The sequence below is a fragment of the Burkholderia sp. Ap-955 genome, assembly GCF_011753045.1.
Lineage (GTDB): Bacteria > Pseudomonadota > Gammaproteobacteria > Burkholderiales > Burkholderiaceae > Burkholderia > Burkholderia lata_D.
In genome coordinates, this window is record NZ_VWWH01000115.1 from 1 (window position 1) to 18,325 (window position 18,325).

An 18,325-nucleotide genomic window follows, 5' to 3' on the forward strand; every position below is an offset into this window, starting at 1 on the left:
CCCGCGCTGGCCGACACCGACACCGATGCGGCGCCGGCCGCGCAGCGCGCGGCACGCCGTGCGTTCGACATTCCGGCCGGGCCGCTCGAAGCGGCGCTGAACCGGTTCGGCCGCGACGCAGGCATCCTGCTCGCGTTTCCGGCCGAGTTGACGGCCGGCCTGACGAGCGGCGGCGTGCAGGGGCGCTTCGACGTCGACGGCGCGCTCGACCGCCTGCTCGCGGGCACGGGGCTCGTCGCGTTGCGCCAATCGGGCGGCGGTTACACGCTCAAGCGCGCGGACGGTTCAGTCGCACGTCCCGCGGCGGCAGGCGTCGCGGCGGGCGCCGAGTTGCCCGCGATCAATGTGCGCACCCGCGCGCTACGCGCCGAAAGCTATCGGGCGCCGAAGGAGGCGGGCGTGCTGCGTTCCGAGATCCCGCTGCTCGACACCGCGCAGGCCGTCAACATCGTGCCCGCGCAGGTATTGCGCGACCAGCGCCCGCGCAACCTGGACGACGCGCTCGGCAACGTCAGCGGCATCACGCAGGGCAACACGCTCGCGGGCACGCAGGACACGATCATGAAGCGCGGCTTCGGCGGCAACCGCGACGGCTCGATCATGCAGAACGGGATGCCGCTCGTGCAGGGGCGCGCATTCAACGCGGCGGTCGACAGCGTCGAGGTGCTGAAGGGGCCGACGTCGCTGCTGTACGGGCTGATGGACCCGGGCGGTGTGGTCAACGTCGTCACCAAGCAGCCGCAGCTCAAGCGCTACAACGCGATCTCGCTCGGCGCGTCGACGTTCGGGCACGGCAAGAACGGCGGCAGCGCGACCTTCGATTCGACCGGGCCGGTCGGCGATTCGCGGCTCGCGTACCGGCTGATCGTCGACCAGTCGAACGAGCAGTACTGGCGCAACTTCGGCGAATACCGGCAGACCTTCGTCGCGCCGTCGTTCGCGTGGTACGGCCGCGATACGCAGGTCGCGGTGTCCTACCAGTACCGCAAATTCCATACGCCGTTCGATCGCGGCACCGCGCTCGACCCGCGCACCAACGCGCCGCTCGACATTCCCGCACGGCGTCGCATCGACGAGCCGTTCAACAACATGGACGGCGAATCGCACCTCGCGCAGGTGAGCGTCGATCACCAGTTCAACGCGGACTGGAGCGCGCATTTCGGCTACAGCTACAACCGCGAAACCTACGACGCGAACCAGTTGCGCACGACGGGCGTCGATCCGGTGAAGGGCACGATGACGCGCAGCAACGACGCGACGCACGGCTCGCTCAGCACCGACAGCTACGGGATCGGCTACGTGAACGGCAAGCTGATGCTGGGCGGGATGCGGCACGACGTGCAGGTCGGCTTCGATACCGAATACCGCCGCATCTACCGCAAGGACATGCTGCGGCAGGCCGTGAAGACGCCGTTCAGCTATATCAATCCCGTCTACGGGCTGCTACCGCCGTCGAGCACGGTGTCGGCGAGCGACAGCGACCAGACCGACACGCTGCACGATGCGTCCGCGTTCGTGCAGGACACGATCCACCTGACCGACAAGTGGATCGTGTCGGGCGGGTTGCGCTACATCACGTACAACCAGGTCGCGGGGCGCGGCCGGCCGTTCGTCGCGAACACCGATCTCAGCGGCTCGAAGTGGTTGCCGCGCGCGGGCGTCGTCTACAAGTGGACCGACACGTTCTCGCTGTACGGCAGTTATTCGCAATCGCTGAAGCCGTCGTCGTCGATCGCGCCGATGACGGGCTACATCATCGACGGCGCGACGCCGCCCGAGGAAGCGACCGCATGGGAAGTGGGCGGCAAGCTCGACCTGCCGGGCGGCATGACGGGCACGCTCGCGTTCTTCAACATCGACAAGAAGAACGTGCTCGTGTCGCAGTACAACGACGCGACCAAGCTGACCGACTGGCGCACGTCGGGCAAGGCGCGCTCGCGCGGAATCGAGCTCGACGTGTCGGGCAAGATCGGCGAGCGCGTGAACGTGATCGCGAGCTACGCATACATCGACGCGAAGACGACCGAGGATCCGCTGTACGCGGGCAACCAGCTGTGGAACGTCGCGCGTCACACCGCGTCGCTCGCGGCCGTCTACGACTTCGGCACGGTGGCGGGCGGCGACGACCTGCGCATCGGCGCGGACATGCGCTACGTCGGTGCGCGGCCCGGCGATTCGGCGAACAGCTTCACGCTGCCGTCGTACGTGCTCGCCGACGCGTTCGCCACGTACGACACGCGAATCGGCAAGCAGAAGCTGTCGTTCCAGCTCAACGTGAAGAACCTCTTCAATCGGACGTACTACCCGTCGAGCGCGAACCGCTACTTCGTCGCGATCGGCGATGCGCGACAGGTGTCGCTGCTCACCACGCTGCAGTTCTGACCACGCAATCGCCGCGCGGCCGTCACGGCGGCGCGCGGCTTCGGAGAAGATCCAGATGAACCGGAACATGAAGACCGGCGCCGTGCGCGCCGTGGCTGCCGGTGCGCGGCGCCGTGCATTGCGCGCGATCGCGGGCTCGGTGCTCGCGATCGGCGCGGGCCTGGGCCTCGGCGCGGGGGTGGCCGTCCCCGCGTTGGCGGCCGATGCCCCGCAGGCCGTCACGCGCATCGCGATGCTCGTGCAGCTGCGCGGGCCGAACCTGAAGGTCGACGAACGCATCAGCCAGCATCTCGGCGAACGCGGCTATGCGGTGCGCCTGATCGACGAATCGTCGACGCCCGATGCTGCGCGTGATGCGGACCTGGTCGTGATTTCGTCGACGGTGTCGTCGAAGAACGTGCGGCCCGGCTGGCGCACGCTCGACAAGCCGCTCGTGACCTGGGAAAACGACCTGCTCGACGATTTCGCGATGACGGGCAAGCGTCACGACGTCGACTTCGGCGAAACGGGCAAGGAGCGCTACCTGTGGCTCGTCAATGCGCCGCACCCGATCGCGGCCGGGCTGCCGGCCGGCGCGACCAACGTGTACGGCAAGCAGGCGCCGATGAGCTGGGGCAAGCCGGGGCTCGGCGCGATCACGATCGCGACCGTGTACGGCCAGCCCGACAAGGCCGCGATCTTCGCGTACGAGAAGGGCGCGACGATGGACTACGAAGCGCTCGCGCCGGCTCGCCGCGTGATGTTCTTCCTCGACAACGACACGTTCGTGAACCTGTCGCCGGCCGGTGTCGCGCTGTTCGACGCGGCCGTCGACTGGGCGGCCGGGCGGCGCTGATCGGCAACATCGACGCTAGGCCGCCTGCAGTGCCGCCGCTTCGATCAGTTGCGCGAGCCGCTGCGCCGGCTCCGACATCGTCCGCCGCGCGCGATGCACGAGCCCGATGTCACGGTGGAACGTGTGATGCCCGAGGTCGAGCGCACGCACGCCGGCCGGCCAGCGGCGATACACGGCGGTCTGCGGGACGATCGCGACGCCGACGCCGTTCTCGACCAGCTTGACGATCGCGTCGAGCTCGTCGAGTTCGCAGGTGTCGCGCACCGCGATGTGCATCTTCCTCAGGAAGCGGTCGACCTGGCGGCCGCCGAACGACGCGCGGTCGTAGCGCACGAACGGCTCGCGGGCGAGCAGCTCGGCCCAGTCCTTGCCCTTCACGCTGCGCGGCACGATCAGCCGGAACGGCTCCTGCACGAGGGTCGTCCAGTGCAGGTCGCTCTGCAGCGTAAACGGCGGCCGGATGATCGCGGCCATGTCGATCTCGCCCGCGTCGACCCGGTTGACCAGCTCGATCGACAGGCCCGGTATCACGCGCGTCCGGCACGCGGGATGCCGGCGATGGAAATCGGCGAGCGCGGCCGGCAGCAGCGCGCTCTGCACCGACGCGATCGCGCCGATCGTCACGCGCACGACGGCCGGCGAGCCGGGCGACGTCGAGCTCAGGTTCTCGTACAAGCCGATCAGCGTCTGCGCCTGGTCGAGCACGTGATGACCCATCTCGTTGAGCCGCGCCGACCGGCCTTGCCGGTCGAACAGCGCGAAGCCGAGTTCGGCTTCGAGCCGCTGCATCTGCGCGCTGACGGCCGCCTGCGTGAGCCCGATACGGTTGCCGGCCGCGGCGAACGTGCCTTCGCGGGCGACGGCGACGAGGGTTTTCAGTTCGCGGATCATTCATCAATTTCGTTTGTGAATGATGCAACTATATATTGATTTAATTTCTGCTTGACCTTGACTACCATGGTGCCGTCCTCGCGCCACGCGAGCGTTCCATCACGAGGCCACCATGAGTCTTTCCCCGTTTCACCTGGCGATTCCCGTCTACGACCTGCCGGCCGCGCGCGATTTCTACGGCCGTGTGTTCGGGCTGGCCGAAGGGCGCTCGAGCGCGCAGTGGGTCGACTTCGACTTCTACGGGCACCAGCTCGTGATCCACGAGCATCCGAAGACCGCGTCGCAGGAAGGCGCGCATACGAACGCGGTGGACGGTCACGACGTGCCGGTGCCGCATTTCGGGATCGTGCTCGACTGGCCGAGCTGGGAAGCGCTGGCCGAGCGGCTGAAGTCGTTCGGTGTGACCTTCGCGATCGAGCCGTATGTGCGGTTCCAGGGGCAGGTCGGCGAACAGGCGACGATGTTCCTGTTCGATCCGTGCGGCAACGCGCTCGAATTCAAGGCGTTCCGCGATATCGGCCAGTTGTTCGCGAAGTGACCGGCGGGCGCGGTCAGCGCCGATTGCCATTGGGTGCGAGAATGCGGCCTCCGGCCCGGTTGCGCGCCTGCGCACCGGCCGGCGCCGCGCCGCACGGCATCCGTCCGTGCGAGCCGTTCTCCAAGGAACCCGTATGGACAGTCACATCGCTCCGGTGGAGCTGAAGAAGGTCTACCGTCTCCTCAACCACGGTCCGACCGTGCTCGTGTCGGCCCGCCACGACGGCGTCGACAACGTGATGGCCGCCGCCTGGGCGTGCGCGCTGGACTTCCTGCCGCCGAAGCTGACGGTCGTGCTCGACAAATCCGCGAAGACGCGTGAACTCGTCGAGCGCAGCGGCACGTTCGTGATCCAGGTGCCGACGGCCGCGCAGCTTCGGCTCACGCATGCGGTCGGCAGCCACAGTCTCGCGGAGCGGCCCGAAAAGCTGAGCGAAGCGGGCGTCACGCTGTTCGACGTCGAAGGCCACGACCTGCCGTTCGTCGCCGGCTGTTCCGGCTGGCTCGCGTGCAGGCTGATTCCGGAGCCGCACAACCAGCAGACCTACGACCTGTTCATCGGCGAGGTGGTGGCGGCGTGGTCCGACACGCGCGTGTTTCGCGACGGCCACTGGTATTTCGAATCGGCCGATCCGGCGCTGCGCAGCCTGCACTACATCGCGGGCGGTAATTTCTATGCGATCGGCGAATCGCTGCACGTCGATCCGGACGCGAAGTAAGCGTCGGGCGGGCGACCGGCTCCGCCGATCCGGGCGCGCGGTTCACGCGCGCTTGTTCAATTCCATCAGCATGGTTTCGGCGAACGCCTGCGTGACGCGCGGCAGCGTGCGGCCGCGCTTCGTGACGAGCGCGATCGGCCGCACGAACGCGGGGTCGTCGATCGGTTTCGCGACCAGCTCGGGCTCGGCACGCACCTCGCGCGCGGTTGCCGGCAGGATCGTCACGCCGAGCCCGCCGCGCACCATCGCGACGGCCGTCATCATGTAGGTCGGTTCGCACGCGATGTCGGGCGTGCAGCCGGCCGCGTCCAGCGCGGCATCGACGACGCTGCGCACGCTCGTGCCTCGTGCGGTGAGCACGAGCGGCACGGCTGCGACGTCGGCGGTGGTCACGCGGCGTTTGCGCGCGAGCGGATGATCCTTCGGGCACACGGCGACGAGCCGGTCGGCGCCCACATACAGCACCTCCAGCGACGCATCGAAGGTATCGCCGCCCGTCAATCCGAGATCGGCTTCCTCGTTGCGCACGAGTGCGGTGACGAGGCTCGCGACGCCGTCGCGGATCTCGAAGCCCGCGCGCGGCACGTCGCGCCGGAACGACTGGATCAGCTCGGGCAGCACGCTGGACGCGAAGGTCGGCAGGCACGCGAGCCGCACCGTGCCGCTCGTGCCTTCGCCGAGCGCGCGCGCGTCGCGCAGCACGCGTTCCATGTCGTCGAGCGAGCGTTGCAGCAGCGGCAGCAGCTCGCGCCCGGTCTGCGTGAGCGCGACGCTGCGGCTGTTGCGGTCAAAGAGGCGCGCGCCGACGATCTCCTCGAGCCGGCGGATCTGCACGGTCAGCGCCGGCTGCGACAGGTGCAGGCGCGCGGCCGCGCGCGTGAAATTGCCGGCCTGCGCGACGGTGACGAACGCGCGAATGTCGCGAAGATTCAGATCCATAACAGTTCGTGATTGCTGCGATCAAATCATTTCAATTGCGCTATCGCTGCGCCGACCTTACGCTCGTCTCCAACAAAAGACAAGGTAGGAGACACGGATGCTGCCGTTACTCGGGCTTGGCACGATCGTCGTGCTGCTGGCCGCGATTCTGTCGAAGCGGATGTCGCCGCTCGTCGCGCTGATCATCGTGCCGATCGCCGCGTCGCTGATCGGCGGCTTCGGGCTGCACACCAGCAAGTTCGTCATCGACGGGCTGAAGGGGCTCGCGCCCGTCGTCGGGATGTTCGTGTTCGCGATCCTCTATTTCGGGACGATCACCGACGCCGGCACGCTCGACCCGATCATCGACCGCATCCTGCGCGCGGTCGGCACGCGGCCGACGCGCATCGTGATGGGTACCACGCTGCTCGCGCTGCTGATCCACCTCGACGGCTCGGGCGCCGTCTGCTTCCTTGTGACGATTCCGGCCGTGCTGCCGCTGTACGACCGGCTGAAGATGGACCGGCGCGTGCTGGCCGCCGCGGTGTCGATGGCCGCGGGCATCAACTTCCTGCCGTGGACGGGGCCGATGATCCGCGCGTCGGCGTCGCTGCACCTGCCGGTGTCGGCGCTGTTCAATCCGCTGATCCCGGTGCAGGCGATCGGGCTCGTGTTCGTGTTCGGCGTCGCTTACTGGCTCGGGCGGCGCGAGGAGAAGCGGCTCGGCCTGTCGCGCGACGATGCGTCGATCCCGCTGCCGAAGCGCGAGCTGACGCCCGACGAGCAGGCGCTGCGCCGGCCGCACCTGTTCTGGTTCAACCTCGTGCTGACGCTCGTCGTGCTCGGCACGATGGTCGTGATGGGCGAGAAGATCCCGCCCGCGATCATGTTCATGGTCGGGCTGTGCATCGCGCTGATGGTGAACTACCCGGACGTCGACATGCAACGCAAGCGCATCGACGCGCATGCGCGCGCCGCGCTGATGATGGCCGGCATCCTGCTCGCGGCCGGCGTGTTCACGGGGATCATGCAGGGCAGCGGGATGCTGAAGGCGATGGCGCAGGCGGCGGTCGGCTTCGTGCCGCCGTCGATGGCCGGCCACATTCCGGTGGTGCTCGGCCTCGCGTCGATGCCGCTCAGCATGCTGTTCGATCCCGATTCGTTCTACTTCGGCGTGCTGCCCGTGATCGCGGAGGTGGCCGGCCAGCTCGGCGTGCCGGCGGTGCAGGTCGGGCAGGCTGCCCTGCTCGGGCAGATGACGACGGGGTTCCCGGTCAGCCCGCTGACGCCCGCGACCTTCCTCGTCGTCGGCCTGTGCGGCATTGAGCTGGCCGAGCACCAGAAATTCACGTTCCCGCTGCTGTTCGGCGCCTCGATCGTGATGACGATCGCGTGCGTCGTGCTGGGCATCTTTTGATCTTTCCCGGCGGTGACCTCCGCCGGACGACGGTACGGACATGACAGCAAAGCAACCTGAACGGCGTGTGCGCATCGGCGCGGGCGCCGGCTACTCGGGCGACCGGATCGAGCCCGCGGTCGAACTGGCCGAACGCGGGCAGCTCGACTATCTCGTCTTCGAATGCCTGGCCGAGCGCACGATCGCGATCGCGCAGCAGGCGCGGCGCAAGGACCCGGCACTCGGCTACGACCCGCTGCTCGACGCGCGGATGCGCGCGGTGCTGCCGGTCGCCGTGCCGAAGGGCGTGCGCATCGTGTCGAACATGGGCGCGGCGAATCCGCGTGCGGCTGCACGGCGCACCGCGCAGATCGCCCAATCGTTGGGTTTCGCGAAGCTGAAGGTCGCGGCGGTCGAAGGCGACGACGTGCTCGACGTGGTGCTGCGCGGCGCATTCCGCTTCGAGGAATCGGGCGACGACGTCGCCGCGTATCGCGACCGCATCGTGTCCGCGAACGCGTACCTCGGCGCCGCGCCGATCGTCGATGCGCTCGCGGCCGGCGCGGACGTCGTGCTGACCGGGCGCGTCGCCGATCCGTCGCTGTTCGCGGCGCCGCTGATTCACGCGTTCGGCTGGCGGATGGATGACTGGGACACGCTTGGCGCCGCGACGGTCGTCGGCCACCTGCTCGAATGCGCAGGGCAGGTGACGGGCGGCTATTTCGCCGATCCCGGCTACAAGGACGTGCCGAACCTCGCGCGCCTCGGGTTTCCGATCGGCGAAGTCGCGGCCGACGGCACGGTCGTGATCACCAAGGTGCCGCACGCAGGCGGCCGCGTGAGCGCGGCGACCTGCAAGGAACAGCTGCTCTACGAGATTCACGATCCGGCGCGGTATCTGCAGCCCGATGTCGTCGCGGATTTCACGCAGGTCACCGTCGCCGAGGAGGCGACCGATCGCGTGCGCGTGACGGGCGGGCGCGGCGCCGCGCGGCCCGACACACTGAAGGTATCGGTGGCTTACGTCGACGGCTGGATCGGCGAAGGCCAGATTTCGTACGGCGGCCCGGGTGCGCTCGAACGCGCGCGTCTCGCGCTCGAGATCGTTCGCGAGCGGTTGGCAATGACCGGCGTCGCCGCGACCGAGTTGCGCTTTGACCTGATCGGTGTCGATTCGCTGTATGGCGACGCGACGCCTGCCGTGCGCGGCGAGCCGGCCGAGGTGCGGGTGCGGGTGGCTGGCCGTGCGGCGAGCGCAGCCGAAGCCGCGCGCATCGGCAACGAAGTCGAGACGCTCTATACGAACGGGCCGGCCGGCGGCGGCGGCGCGTTCAAGTCGACGCGCGAGGTCATCGCGGTGCAGTCGGTACTGCTGCCGCGCGCGGCCGTGACGCCGTCGTTTTCATTCGTGGAGGCATGATGCAACTGCGTGAACTCGCGCATGCGCGCACCGGCGACAAGGGCAATACGCTGAACGTGTCGGTCATCTGCCACGATCCGCGTCATTACGATCATCTGCGCACGCATCTGGAGGCCAAGGCGGTGAAGGCGTGGCTTGCGGGTATCGTGCACGGCGACGTCGTGCGTTACGAATTGCCGGCGCTCGGCGCATTCAATTTCGTGCTGCGCGATGCGCTCGGTGGCGGCGTCACGCGCTCGCTCGCGCTCGACGCGCACGGCAAGTCCGTCAGTTCGGCGCTGCTGGCGATCGAGGTGCCCGCTCCGGTGTGACGGATGTCGCCGCCGGAGGCGGGCCGGCGCTTACGGAATCAGCAGTTCGCGCAGGCCGTTGGCGTGCTCGATGCGTTCGCCGGCGATGTGCAGGCGCTGATCGCGGCGATAGTCGTAGACCGCGCGCGACGCGGCGAGCTGGTCGAAATCGAGTTCGACCGCGTGACGCGATTCGGTATTGCCGGCTTCGAAGATCATGTTACCGAACGGATCGACCGCGAGGCTGCCGCCCGCGAACACGACGTCGTGTGAACTGTCGCCGACGCGGTTGGCGACCACCGCGAACACCTGGTTCTCCATCGCCCGCGCCGTGGCCGACGTGCGGTGGACGGGGCGGTACGGCTCCATGTTGCCGTCGGTGATGAGGATCAGCTCGGCGCCGAGCGCGGCGAGCGCGCGGCCCGTTTCGGGGAATTCGTTGTCGTAGCAGATCAGCAGGCCGATCCGTACGCCGCGCCATTCGATCGTCGCGAAACGGTCGCCGGGCAGCACGACACCATGCTCGCTCACCCACAGATGCGTCTTGCGATAGCGCAGCGCGATGCCGTCCGGCGTGACGAACACGGTCGTGTTGTAGAAGCGGCCGCCGTCGTTCTCGATCAGCCCGACCACGACCGCCACATCGCGTGCGCGTGCGGCTGCCATGACCGCGCCGACGCTCGGGCCGTCGAGCGGCTCGGCGCATTCCGCAAGATTCGACGGATCGAGGAAGCCGGTGAGCTGCGCTTCCGGAAACATCACGATGTCGGTGCCCGGTGCGCAGGTGGCGATCGCTTCGAGCGTGCGCTGCAGGTTGTAGTGCGTGTCGCCGTCGCGACCGGCGAGCTGGACGATATCGAGCTTCAGTTTCATGGCGATGTCGGTAAGCAGGGGCCCGTCGCCGATGGCGCCGGAAGGGTGGGTAAGGAGGCCCCAGTATGCGCCGAAGCGGCGGATTTCCCATCCCGCCGGCGCGTTAACCCTTCGGGGGTATTGATCTGTGACGCCGCCGGTGCCGGCGAGCATCGACACGTGCGACCCGCGATGCGCGTCAGGTGCCGGTTTGCGCGTTCAGGAACAGCGAGAACAGCTCCGATTGCGAGTTGATGGCGAGCTTCCCGTAGATGTTGCGGCGATGGACCTTGACCGTTTCGGCGGATATCGACAGCTTGTTCGCGACTTCCTTGTTCGAGCGGCCGCTCAGGATCAGCCGGATCACGTCGAGTTCGCGCGCGGTGAGCGGCGTGCCGAGCCGCGCCATTGCGCGCTCGAAGCCGTCCTGCGCACGGGTGCCGGCCCGCGACGGCACCGCGGCTTCGATGGCGGCCGGCTCGAACGCGAGCCGCTGCCGCATCAGCCCGGCCACCCACGGCCGGATCAGGTCGAGCAGCGCCACCTGCTCGGGGCTGAAGCGCCGCTTGCTGCCGAGCGACAGGCACAGCGTGCGTGCATCGTCGAGCACGACGTTGAACTGCACCTCGTCCTCGACGACGTTGTGCGTGAAATAGAGCGTGTAGTACTCGGTATCGCGGAAGCATTCGGGCGCGACGTCGGACAGCCGGAACAGGCCGCTCTTCGGCGCGTCGCGGTTCGCGATGTAGAACGGGTCGAGCTGGTACAGGCCCTGCACGTAGTCGCGGAACAGCGGGTCGGGGCCGCCGCCTTCGTACGGGCATTCGGCGAACACCTGCGGGCGGCCGTCGCCGAACGTCAGCGCGACCCAGCTGTCGACCGCGACGTATTCCTCGATCAGCCGGATCAGCGCCAGCCAGAAACCCGGCTGGTCGAGCGACTCGATGAGCCGTCCGACCGAGCGGTGCCATGCGACGTCCTGCAACGTGAGGTTCATGCGTGGGTCCATGTCGGGCAGGTGCGATGCGCGCTTGCGGTGCCGCGCCGTGCGTGTACGCTACGGGCTCGCGGGCCGATTCCCGCGCGCATCGAACGGAGCCTGGGTGAAGAACGAGATCGTAACGCCGGCCGGCGCGAATGGCGAGGCCATCCGCCGCCGCCGGTTCGCCGCGGCCGTCGCCGCGCCTGCCGCGATGGCATGCCTGGGCGCGATGGCCTGGCCGACGGCCGCCGCCACGCCGCCGGCGTCGTGCAATGATCAACTGACCCGGTTGATCGTACCGGCGCTACGGCAGACCGAGATGAACCGGCGCGACATCCATGCCGACGTGGACGAGCGTGACGGCAACGTCTACCGCGTCAGGCTGTTCACGATGCCGGATCACTCGGGCACGCCGAATCGCGAGGCGACGATCGGCTGGGTCACACTCGATACGCAGGCGATGCGTGCGCTCGACGTCACGCGCGATCCCGACCGGCCGGAAGTCCTGAAGATCGACCGGCGTGCGTTGTCGCGATTCGTGTCGACGTGCGTTGCGCCGGCCACACCGGCCACACCGGCCACACCGACCGCACCGGCCGCGCCCGTGCGTAACGCCGTCGATTGCGATGCGCTGAACCGCCGCGCGCAGGCGCAGGGCGATGACGTGATGGGCAGCGATGCCGGGCGTGTCGTCACCGGCAAGGGGCGCCTGCCGTTCTATTCGGCGCCGGACGACGCGTGCCGGTTCGACGGGCTGTTCATCGTCGAGCACGACCACGTCGATGCGCGTGCCGACTATGGCCGTTTCACGTCGGTCGTCTACCTGAATCCGCGCACGCGCGGCATCGCCGAAGGGTGGGTGCCAACCGCGCGGCTGAAGCCGGACGGCACCGGCATCGCGCCACGGCAACCGTGAACGTGTCGGTCCACCATCATTCGCCACCCCTCTTTTCGAGCAGAACGAACCACGTCATGACTGTCCCGCACCGGAACACACGTCTGAAGCCGCTTGCGGCTTCGCTCGCCGCGCTTGGCGCGCTCGCGGTACTCACCGCACTTTCCGCGTTGTCGCCCGTTTATGCGGCCGAGCCGGTCCAGCCCGACCCGCTGCTGAAGACCTTCATCCACGACACTTACGGCAAGTGGCGCGCGGACCGCAAGGGCTGGCAGGCGGACGGGGACGATCTGATTTATACGCCATGCGGCTCGCTGCGCGTCGCGACCGGGGATGGCCCGCGCACGCTGCTCGCGGTGTGCGGCGAGACCGAGGCGGCCGTGCAGAACGGGATGCCGGGCATGGATTCGGACGCGACGACCGGCACGATCGACCTGTATGTGCTGAAACCGGCGGCGGGCGGCCGGACGCTCGAGCCGGTCATGAAGAAAACGGAGATCGCGTCGGGTGGGCGCGGCGAGCCCGGCACGGTGCGCATCGAGCGGCTCGGGCCGCACCTGTTCGGGTTCGTCATCGGCGAAAGCGACACGCGGCAAGGCTATTCGCAACGCTTCCGCGCGATCTGGCTGCCGGTCGGCAATGCACTGGTGCTGGCGGCGGCGCGCATCGACGAGGCGCTCGACAACGCGGAGTCGACCGAATGTGCGAACGCCCGGGCGCGCTGCGAGGAACGTCGCTTCGAGATCGCGCCGGACCTGACCGGCACCGGCGACGTCTATCCGTTGACGGTCACGGAAACGGGCACGCGCGGTGACAAGACGATCCGCGCGCGCCATACGGTGACATTCGACGCGGCGCGTGGCCGCTACGTCGTGCCGAAGGCATTGCGCGAAGGGTACTGATCCTTCGCGCGCAGGAACGGGCGGCGTTGCGCCGCCCGCGCATCACACGTACAGATACCGCACGAGGTGGAAGAACACCGGCGCGGCGAAGCAGATCGAGTCGACGCGATCGAGCATCCCGCCGTGGCCCGCGATCATCGAGCCCCAGTCCTTGGTGCCGAGCGAGCGCTTGACGGCCGACAGCACGAGGCCGCCGACGAAGCCCGCGATCACGATCGCCAGCGAGATGCCGAACGCCGATCCGAAGCTGAACGGCGTCACGCGATACAGCGAGGCGCCGCACAGCGTGGCCAGCAGACCGCCGCCGATGAAACCTTCGATCGTCTTCGACGGCGACAGCTGCGGCGCGATCTTGCGCTTGCCGAACAGCTTGCCGACCACGTACTGCAGCACGTCGCTGATCTGCACGACGAACAGGAAGAAGAACAGCAGCAGCGCGTTCTGCCCCACGTAGTGCGGAATGTCGAGGATCAGCACGGCCGGCGCATGGCTCAGCCCGTACACGCAGACCATCAGCGCCCAGTTGATCTTCGCGTTGCGGCTCAGGAATTCGCGCGTGTCCTGCGTGAGCGCCGACACGAGCGACATCGCGAAGAACAGGTGCACGGGCACGAAGATCGAATACATCCCGTACCAGTTGATCCCGAGCAGCAGGTATTGCACGGGAATCGCGACGAAGAACGCGATGAACAGCGTCGTATGGTCGCTCGGCGTGGTGGGGGTGAGCGTGATGAATTCGCGCAGCGTCAGGTAGGACAGCACCGCGAACACCAGATAGGTGATGTTGTTGCCGAGGCCGATCGCGATGGCCATGATCGCGATCATCGCCCACCACGCGCGGATGCGCTGGTTCAGGTTGACGATGGTCGCGCTCGTGCCGCCGCTGCGTGCGCCGAGGATCGCGCCGATCACGGTCGCGACGACGAGCACGCCCGTGACGCCCGCGACCAGTTCCCAGAAAATGGTTCGCATGGTTGATATCCGGAAAGGGGAGAAGAGGGCGCCGCGTTCAGCCGGCCGGCCGCTGCGGCGGCGCGAGCGCGACGACCGCGTCGCGCATGCGGGCGAGGAACGTCGGCTTATCTTCCTGCGCGCCGAGCGCATCGTTCGCGCCGAAGTGCACCTTGCAGATCAGCGGCACCGGCCAGATCGCGCCCTTCGGCATGATCCGCTGCAGGTTCTCGAGATAGACGGGCGCGAGCGCGACGTCCGGAAACTCGGTCGCGAGGTGGAACAGCCCGCTCTTGAACGGCTGCGGCAGGATCTCGGCGCCGCGCGTGCCTTCCGGGAAGATGATGATCGAATGGCCCTGCTTGAGCGCGTCGCGCACGGGGTCGAGCGGGTCGCCGCCGGATTCGCGGTGGCGATCGATCAGCACGACGTTCAGCAGCTTCTGCGCGATGTGGCGCTTCATGTCGCTGCTGTCCCAGTAGTCGCGCGCGGCGACCGGCCGCACGACCGCGCGCACGTTGCGCGGCAGCGCGGCGAGGATCGCGAGCGTGTCGATGTGGCTCGTGTGGTTCGAGAAGTAGATCTTCTGCGTCGGGGACGGCGGCGCCTGATGCCAGACCGGATACGCGCCGGCGACGAGCCGCACGATGGACAGCAGGAAATCGCGCTGCCAGACGTTGAGGATGTTCATCGGCGCTGCGCCTCCTGCGTGCCTGCATGGCCCGCTGCGCGTGAGCGGCGGGCGGGACCCCGGAATGCCGGCGCGGCAGGATGCGCGCCGGACGGCCCTTGTTTAAATTTTTTCAAATTCGTGGCTGCCTGTCGCAGGTCCGCGATAATCGGACGAGTCGCCGTCACACGCGCTTGCGTCGCGGCGAATGCGCCGATCGGCGGCGTGATAGTCGGCTGTTGCACGAGTGCCCGTTTGCAGTTCGAATGGATCTCGCTGCGATCGGGCCAGCGGATTATCGCGAGTTTCCGTCAAAAACGCCAGATTGGCGCTGCGCGTGCGGGCCGGGCGCGTGCTTGACGCATCGGGGCCGCTCGGCGACGATTAGGGCCGTCCATGGAAGGCCGTCCAAGGCCGTTTCGCCGCCCGGGGCATGGCGGCGGGAAACGTATCCGACTGTGCCGCGCGAATAATACGAATACGAAACGATGAGCCTCTACGCACTCAAACCCAAATTCCAGAACACGCTGCGCCCGTTCGCGAACTCGCTCGCCGAGCGCGGCGTGACGGCCAACCAGGTCACGCTGTTCGCGGCCGGCGGCTCGATCGTCGTCGGCGCGCTCGCCGGGCTCGGCGTGTTCGCCCGTGCGCTGTTCCTGCTGATCCCGCTGTGGCTGTTCGCGCGGATGGCGCTCAACGCGATCGACGGGATGCTCGCGCGCGAGCACGGCCAGAAGAGTACGCTCGGCGCCTACCTGAACGAACTCGGCGACGTCGTGTCCGATGTCGCGCTGGTGCTGCCGTTTCTCGCGATTCCCGCGTTCGCTCCGGCAGACGTCTGGCTGTTCGCGCTGACGGCGGTGATCGTCGAATGCGCGGGGCTGATCGGCCCGCTGGTCGGCGTGAGCCGCCGCTACGACGGCCCGTTCGGCAAGAGCGACCGCGCGCTCGCCCTAGGCGCGTTCGCGCTGTGGATCGGGCTCGGGTTTCCGGTCGGCGGCGTTGCAGCATGGCTGTGGCGGCTGCTGATCGTGCTGTCGATTGTGACCGTGGTGCGGCGCGTGCAGGCCGGCATCGCGGAAAAGGGCGGTTGAAACAGTAGTCAGCGCAGTTGCGGTATCGGGCGCCGGAGGGCGGCGCACCAAGATTCGAATAACGAAACGAGAGAGAAACGCATGAGCGCACGCATGGCCCGCGAGGCCGACTTCATCACGCACGACGGCGAAACGCTGTTCTATCGTCATTGGCCCGCCACGGGCTCGCGCTGCCGCGGCGCCATCGTGTTGCTGCACCGCGGCCACGAACACTCGGCGCGCGTCGCGCATCTGGTCGACGAGCTCGACCTGCCCGATTTCGCATTTTTCGCGTGGGATGCGCGCGGCCACGGCCGCTCGCCCGGCGCGCGCGGCTACAGCCCGAGCGCGGCCGCATCGGTGCGCGACCTGCAGACCTTCGTCGAGCATATCCGCGACACGCACGGCATCGCGATCGAGGACATGGCGGTGGTCGGCCAGAGCGTCGGCGCGGTGCTCGCGGCCACCTGGGCGCACGATTATGCGCCGCCGATCCGCGCGCTCGTCGTCGCATCGCCGGCGTTCCACATCAAGCTCTACGTGCCGTTCGCGCGGCCGGGCCTGCGGCTGATGCACAAGCTGCGCGGGCTGTTCTACGTGAACAGCTACGTGAAGCCGAAATTCCTCACGCACGATCCCGAGCGGATCGCGAGCTATGCGTCCGATCCGCTGATCACGCGGCCGATCGCGGTCAACATGCTGCTCGACCTGCACGACACCGCGCAGCGGATCGTCGCCGACGCGGCCGCGATCACCGTGCCGACGCAGCTGCTGATCTCGGGCGCCGACTGGGTCGTGCATCGCGGCCCGCAGGACCGCTTCTTCGAACGCCTCGGCGCCGCGCGCAAGGAGCGCATCGTGCTGCCGGGCTTCTATCACGACACGCTCGGCGAACGCGACCGCGCGCAGGCGCTCGCCCCGCTGCGTGCGTTCGTGCTGCGCGAATTCGATGCGCCGAGCCCGCGCGTGTCGCTCGCCGACGCGGACCGGCGCGGCGCGTTCCACGACGAATACGCGGCGCTCGGGCAGCCGCCCGCGAATGCGTTCGCGCGGGCGTACTGGGCGCTCACGCGTGCCGGCCTGAAGGCCGGCGGCGCGCTGTCGGACGGCATCGCGCTCGGGCTGCGGCTCGGCTTCGATTCGGGCTCGACACTCGACTACGTGTACCGCAACCGCGCGCAAGGGCGGCTCGGCGTCGGCGCGTTGATCGACCGCACCTATCTCGATTCGCCGGGCTGGGTCGGCATCCGCCAGCGCAAGGTGCATCTGCAGGAGCTGATCGGCGCGGCGATCGGCCGCCTGCGCGGCCAAGGCTCACCGGTGCGGATCGTCGACATCGCGGCCGGGCACGGGCGCTACGTGCTCGACGCGATCGCGTCGGCCGCGGAGCGCGACGGCGCGGCGCCCGACGACATCACGCTGCGCGACTACAGCCCGCCGAACGTCGAGGCCGGGCGCGTGCTGATCGCGCAGCGCGGCCTCGAGCCGATCGCGCGCTTCGAGCGCGGCGACGCGTTCGACGAGGCGTCGCTCGCGACGCTCGAGCCGCGTCCGACGCTCGCGATCGTGTCGGGCCTCTACGAACTGTTCGGCGAGAACGCGCTGATCGAGCGCTCGCTGCGCGGGCTCGCGCAGGCCGTGCCGCCGGGCGGCTATCTCGTCTATACGGGGCAGCCGTGGCATCCGCAGCTCGAATTCATCGCGCGTGCGCTGAACAACCACCGCGGCGAAGCGACCTGGGTGATGCGCCGCCGCTCGCAGGCCGAGATGGACGAGCTCGTCGCGCGCGCGGGCTTCCGCAAGCTCGACCAGCGGATCGACGAAATGGGCATCTTCACGGTCAGCCTCGCGCAGCGGGTCGACGCGTCATGAGCGCGCTCGGCGGCGGCGCGAGCGACCTCGCCGAACCGGCGGCGGCCGGCGCCGGCGCGCGCGACGCGTCGTTCGCGCTGCGCTTCGGCTGGCTCGCGGTGATGGGCGCCGTGTTCTTCTCGACCTACGGTTTCGCGAACTGGCTCGCCGCGCGTCGCGCGGCGGTGCCGACCTTTGCGTTCGGCTGGGAGCACGCGATCCCGTTCGTGCCGTGGACGATCGTGCCGTACTGGTCGATCGACCTGCTGTATGCGCTGTCGTTCTTCTTCTGGACGCGCCGCGCCGACCTGCTCGATCACGTGAAGCGGCTGCTGACCGTGCAGCTGATCTCGGTCGCGTGCTTCATCGCGTGGCCGTTGCGCTTCGGCTTCGAGCGGCCCGATGCGGGCGGCGTGGCCGGTGCGCTGTTCACGCTGCTGATGGGCTTCGACAAGCCGTTCAACCAGGCGCCGTCGCTGCACATCGGGCTGCTCGTCGTGCTGTGGGCCGTCTATGCGAAGCACGTGCGCGGCACGCTCGCGCGCGTCGTGCTGCACCTGTGGTTCGCGGCGATCGGCGTGTCGGTGCTGACCACCTACCAGCATCACGCGATCGACGTGCCGACCGGCGCGGCTGTCGGCTGTCTCGCGCTGTTCCTGTTTCCGCTGCGCGATGCCGCGGGCCGGTTGCCGGGCGCCGATGCGTCGCCGGGCGCGGCCGGCCGTGCGCTCGCGCACCGCTATGCGCTTGGCGCGGCGGCG

Annotated in this window: 18 protein-coding genes; 12 read left to right on the plus strand and 6 right to left on the minus strand. The window is 68.6% G+C overall.

From position 1 onward, the window contains the following. Together F3J15_RS33410 and F3J15_RS33415 are read left to right on the plus strand one after the other, a co-directional pair. The coding region (locus F3J15_RS33410) for a TonB-dependent receptor (RefSeq protein WP_240161540.1) at window positions 1-2,382 on the plus strand (2,382 nt) is incomplete at its 5' end. Between the two features lie 55 nt (window positions 2,383-2,437). Continuing rightward, entirely contained in the window at window positions 2,438-3,217 is a 780-nt protein-coding gene (locus F3J15_RS33415; protein ID WP_166896546.1) for a hypothetical protein, read from the plus strand. 15 nt (window positions 3,218-3,232) lie between these two features. On the opposite strand, the gene F3J15_RS33420 is transcribed toward F3J15_RS33415, so the two are convergent. Then, window positions 3,233-4,108, minus strand: coding sequence for a LysR family transcriptional regulator (locus F3J15_RS33420; RefSeq protein ID WP_166896548.1), 876 nt, complete (start codon window positions 4,106-4,108; stop codon window positions 3,233-3,235). Between the two features lie 112 nt (window positions 4,109-4,220). Between F3J15_RS33420 and F3J15_RS33425 the strand changes: the two genes are divergently transcribed. After that, the gene (locus tag F3J15_RS33425; RefSeq protein WP_166896550.1) at window positions 4,221-4,646 is read left to right on the plus strand and encodes a VOC family protein; all 426 of its coding nucleotides are present in this window, start codon (window positions 4,221-4,223) and stop codon (window positions 4,644-4,646) included. Window positions 4,647-4,779: 133 nt separating this feature from the next. Continuing rightward, window positions 4,780-5,364: a flavin reductase family protein gene (locus F3J15_RS33430; protein WP_166896552.1), complete on the plus strand. Its 585-nt coding sequence runs from the start codon at window positions 4,780-4,782 to the stop codon at window positions 5,362-5,364. A gap of 42 nt (window positions 5,365-5,406) precedes the next feature. Here the strand turns inward: F3J15_RS33430 and F3J15_RS33435 are convergent, their stop codons facing one another. Next, window positions 5,407-6,303 (minus strand): LysR family transcriptional regulator, encoded by an 897-nt coding sequence (locus F3J15_RS33435; protein WP_166896554.1) that lies wholly within the window; start codon window positions 6,301-6,303, stop codon window positions 5,407-5,409. A gap of 97 nt (window positions 6,304-6,400) precedes the next feature. Here F3J15_RS33435 and F3J15_RS33440 point away from each other — a divergent pair, with 97 nt between their 5' ends. Genes F3J15_RS33440 through F3J15_RS33450 form a run of 3 tightly spaced genes read left to right on the plus strand, consistent with a single transcriptional unit; the run spans window position 6,401 to window position 9,409 of the window. Further along, window positions 6,401-7,699 carry a citrate:proton symporter gene (locus F3J15_RS33440; RefSeq protein ID WP_089430929.1) on the plus strand — a complete coding sequence of 433 codons (1,299 nt, stop codon included), beginning with the start codon at window positions 6,401-6,403 and terminating at the stop codon, window positions 7,697-7,699. 40 nt (window positions 7,700-7,739) lie between these two features. Next, on the plus strand, window positions 7,740-9,098 hold the full coding sequence (locus tag F3J15_RS33445) for an acyclic terpene utilization AtuA family protein (RefSeq protein ID WP_166896556.1): 1,359 nt from the start codon (window positions 7,740-7,742) through the stop codon (window positions 9,096-9,098). Continuing rightward, window positions 9,098-9,409, plus strand: coding sequence for a hypothetical protein (locus F3J15_RS33450; RefSeq protein ID WP_166896558.1), 312 nt, complete (start codon window positions 9,098-9,100; stop codon window positions 9,407-9,409). The genes F3J15_RS33445 and F3J15_RS33450 overlap by 1 nt, the downstream gene beginning before the upstream one ends. 30 nt (window positions 9,410-9,439) lie before the next feature. On the opposite strand, the gene F3J15_RS33455 is transcribed toward F3J15_RS33450, so the two are convergent. Then, window positions 9,440-10,261, minus strand: a complete 822-nt coding sequence (locus F3J15_RS33455) for a carbon-nitrogen hydrolase family protein (RefSeq protein WP_166896560.1) — start codon at window positions 10,259-10,261, stop codon at window positions 9,440-9,442. A gap of 178 nt (window positions 10,262-10,439) precedes the next feature. Next, a complete protein-coding gene (locus F3J15_RS33460) occupies window positions 10,440-11,237 on the minus strand; it encodes a LuxR C-terminal-related transcriptional regulator (protein ID WP_166896562.1) in 798 nt (265 codons plus the stop codon). A 106-nt stretch (window positions 11,238-11,343) separates the two neighbouring features. On the opposite strand from F3J15_RS33460, the gene F3J15_RS33465 reads away from it, so the two are divergent. Together F3J15_RS33465 and F3J15_RS33470 are read left to right on the plus strand one after the other, a co-directional pair. Beyond that, window positions 11,344-12,138 carry a hypothetical protein gene (locus tag F3J15_RS33465; RefSeq protein ID WP_345891588.1) on the plus strand — a complete coding sequence of 265 codons (795 nt, stop codon included), beginning with the start codon at window positions 11,344-11,346 and terminating at the stop codon, window positions 12,136-12,138. 56 nt (window positions 12,139-12,194) lie between these two features. Beyond that, window positions 12,195-13,019: a topoisomerase IV gene (locus F3J15_RS33470; RefSeq protein WP_166896564.1), complete on the plus strand. Its 825-nt coding sequence runs from the start codon at window positions 12,195-12,197 to the stop codon at window positions 13,017-13,019. A 42-nt stretch (window positions 13,020-13,061) separates the two neighbouring features. Here F3J15_RS33470 and F3J15_RS33475 read toward each other — a convergent pair whose 3' ends face one another. Both F3J15_RS33475 and F3J15_RS33480 read right to left on the minus strand, forming a co-directional pair. Continuing rightward, window positions 13,062-13,991 (minus strand): phosphatidate cytidylyltransferase, encoded by a 930-nt coding sequence (locus F3J15_RS33475; RefSeq protein WP_069247715.1) that lies wholly within the window; start codon window positions 13,989-13,991, stop codon window positions 13,062-13,064. A 37-nt stretch (window positions 13,992-14,028) separates the two neighbouring features. Next, window positions 14,029-14,661: a lysophospholipid acyltransferase family protein gene (locus F3J15_RS33480; RefSeq protein WP_011351684.1), complete on the minus strand. Its 633-nt coding sequence runs from the start codon at window positions 14,659-14,661 to the stop codon at window positions 14,029-14,031. 467 nt (window positions 14,662-15,128) lie between these two features. Here F3J15_RS33480 and F3J15_RS33485 point away from each other — a divergent pair, with 467 nt between their 5' ends. From F3J15_RS33485 to F3J15_RS33495, 3 genes are all read left to right on the plus strand, one after another. Further along, window positions 15,129-15,734: a CDP-alcohol phosphatidyltransferase family protein gene (locus tag F3J15_RS33485; protein WP_089445401.1), complete on the plus strand. Its 606-nt coding sequence runs from the start codon at window positions 15,129-15,131 to the stop codon at window positions 15,732-15,734. 81 nt (window positions 15,735-15,815) lie between these two features. Next, entirely contained in the window at window positions 15,816-17,585 is a 1,770-nt protein-coding gene (locus F3J15_RS33490; protein ID WP_166896566.1) for a bifunctional alpha/beta hydrolase/class I SAM-dependent methyltransferase, read from the plus strand. Further along, window positions 17,582-18,325 (plus strand): phosphatase PAP2 family protein (locus tag F3J15_RS33495; RefSeq protein ID WP_166896568.1); only part of this gene is annotated, 744 nt, incomplete at its 3' end. The genes F3J15_RS33490 and F3J15_RS33495, both read left to right, overlap by 4 nt.

What these genes read in the sequence shown, in the direction of transcription:
- F3J15_RS33415 (WP_166896546.1), top strand. Translation starts at nt 2,438, where the DNA reads ATGAACCGGAACATGAAGACCGGCGCCGTGCGCGCCGTGGCTGCCGGT.
- F3J15_RS33420 (WP_166896548.1), bottom strand. Translation starts at nt 4,108, where the DNA reads ATGATCCGCGAACTGAAAACCCTCGTCGCCGTCGCCCGCGAAGGCACG.
- F3J15_RS33425 (WP_166896550.1), top strand. Translation starts at nt 4,221, where the DNA reads ATGAGTCTTTCCCCGTTTCACCTGGCGATTCCCGTCTACGACCTGCCG.
- F3J15_RS33430 (WP_166896552.1), top strand. Translation starts at nt 4,780, where the DNA reads ATGGACAGTCACATCGCTCCGGTGGAGCTGAAGAAGGTCTACCGTCTC.
- F3J15_RS33435 (WP_166896554.1), bottom strand. Translation starts at nt 6,303, where the DNA reads ATGGATCTGAATCTTCGCGACATTCGCGCGTTCGTCACCGTCGCGCAG.
- F3J15_RS33440 (WP_089430929.1), top strand. Translation starts at nt 6,401, where the DNA reads ATGCTGCCGTTACTCGGGCTTGGCACGATCGTCGTGCTGCTGGCCGCG.
- F3J15_RS33445 (WP_166896556.1), top strand. Translation starts at nt 7,740, where the DNA reads ATGACAGCAAAGCAACCTGAACGGCGTGTGCGCATCGGCGCGGGCGCC.
- F3J15_RS33450 (WP_166896558.1), top strand. Translation starts at nt 9,098, where the DNA reads ATGCAACTGCGTGAACTCGCGCATGCGCGCACCGGCGACAAGGGCAAT.
- F3J15_RS33455 (WP_166896560.1), bottom strand. Translation starts at nt 10,261, where the DNA reads ATGAAACTGAAGCTCGATATCGTCCAGCTCGCCGGTCGCGACGGCGAC.
- F3J15_RS33460 (WP_166896562.1), bottom strand. Translation starts at nt 11,237, where the DNA reads ATGAACCTCACGTTGCAGGACGTCGCATGGCACCGCTCGGTCGGACGG.
- F3J15_RS33470 (WP_166896564.1), top strand. Translation starts at nt 12,195, where the DNA reads ATGACTGTCCCGCACCGGAACACACGTCTGAAGCCGCTTGCGGCTTCG.
- F3J15_RS33475 (WP_069247715.1), bottom strand. Translation starts at nt 13,991, where the DNA reads ATGCGAACCATTTTCTGGGAACTGGTCGCGGGCGTCACGGGCGTGCTC.
- F3J15_RS33480 (WP_011351684.1), bottom strand. Translation starts at nt 14,661, where the DNA reads ATGAACATCCTCAACGTCTGGCAGCGCGATTTCCTGCTGTCCATCGTG.
- F3J15_RS33485 (WP_089445401.1), top strand. Translation starts at nt 15,129, where the DNA reads ATGAGCCTCTACGCACTCAAACCCAAATTCCAGAACACGCTGCGCCCG.
- F3J15_RS33490 (WP_166896566.1), top strand. Translation starts at nt 15,816, where the DNA reads ATGAGCGCACGCATGGCCCGCGAGGCCGACTTCATCACGCACGACGGC.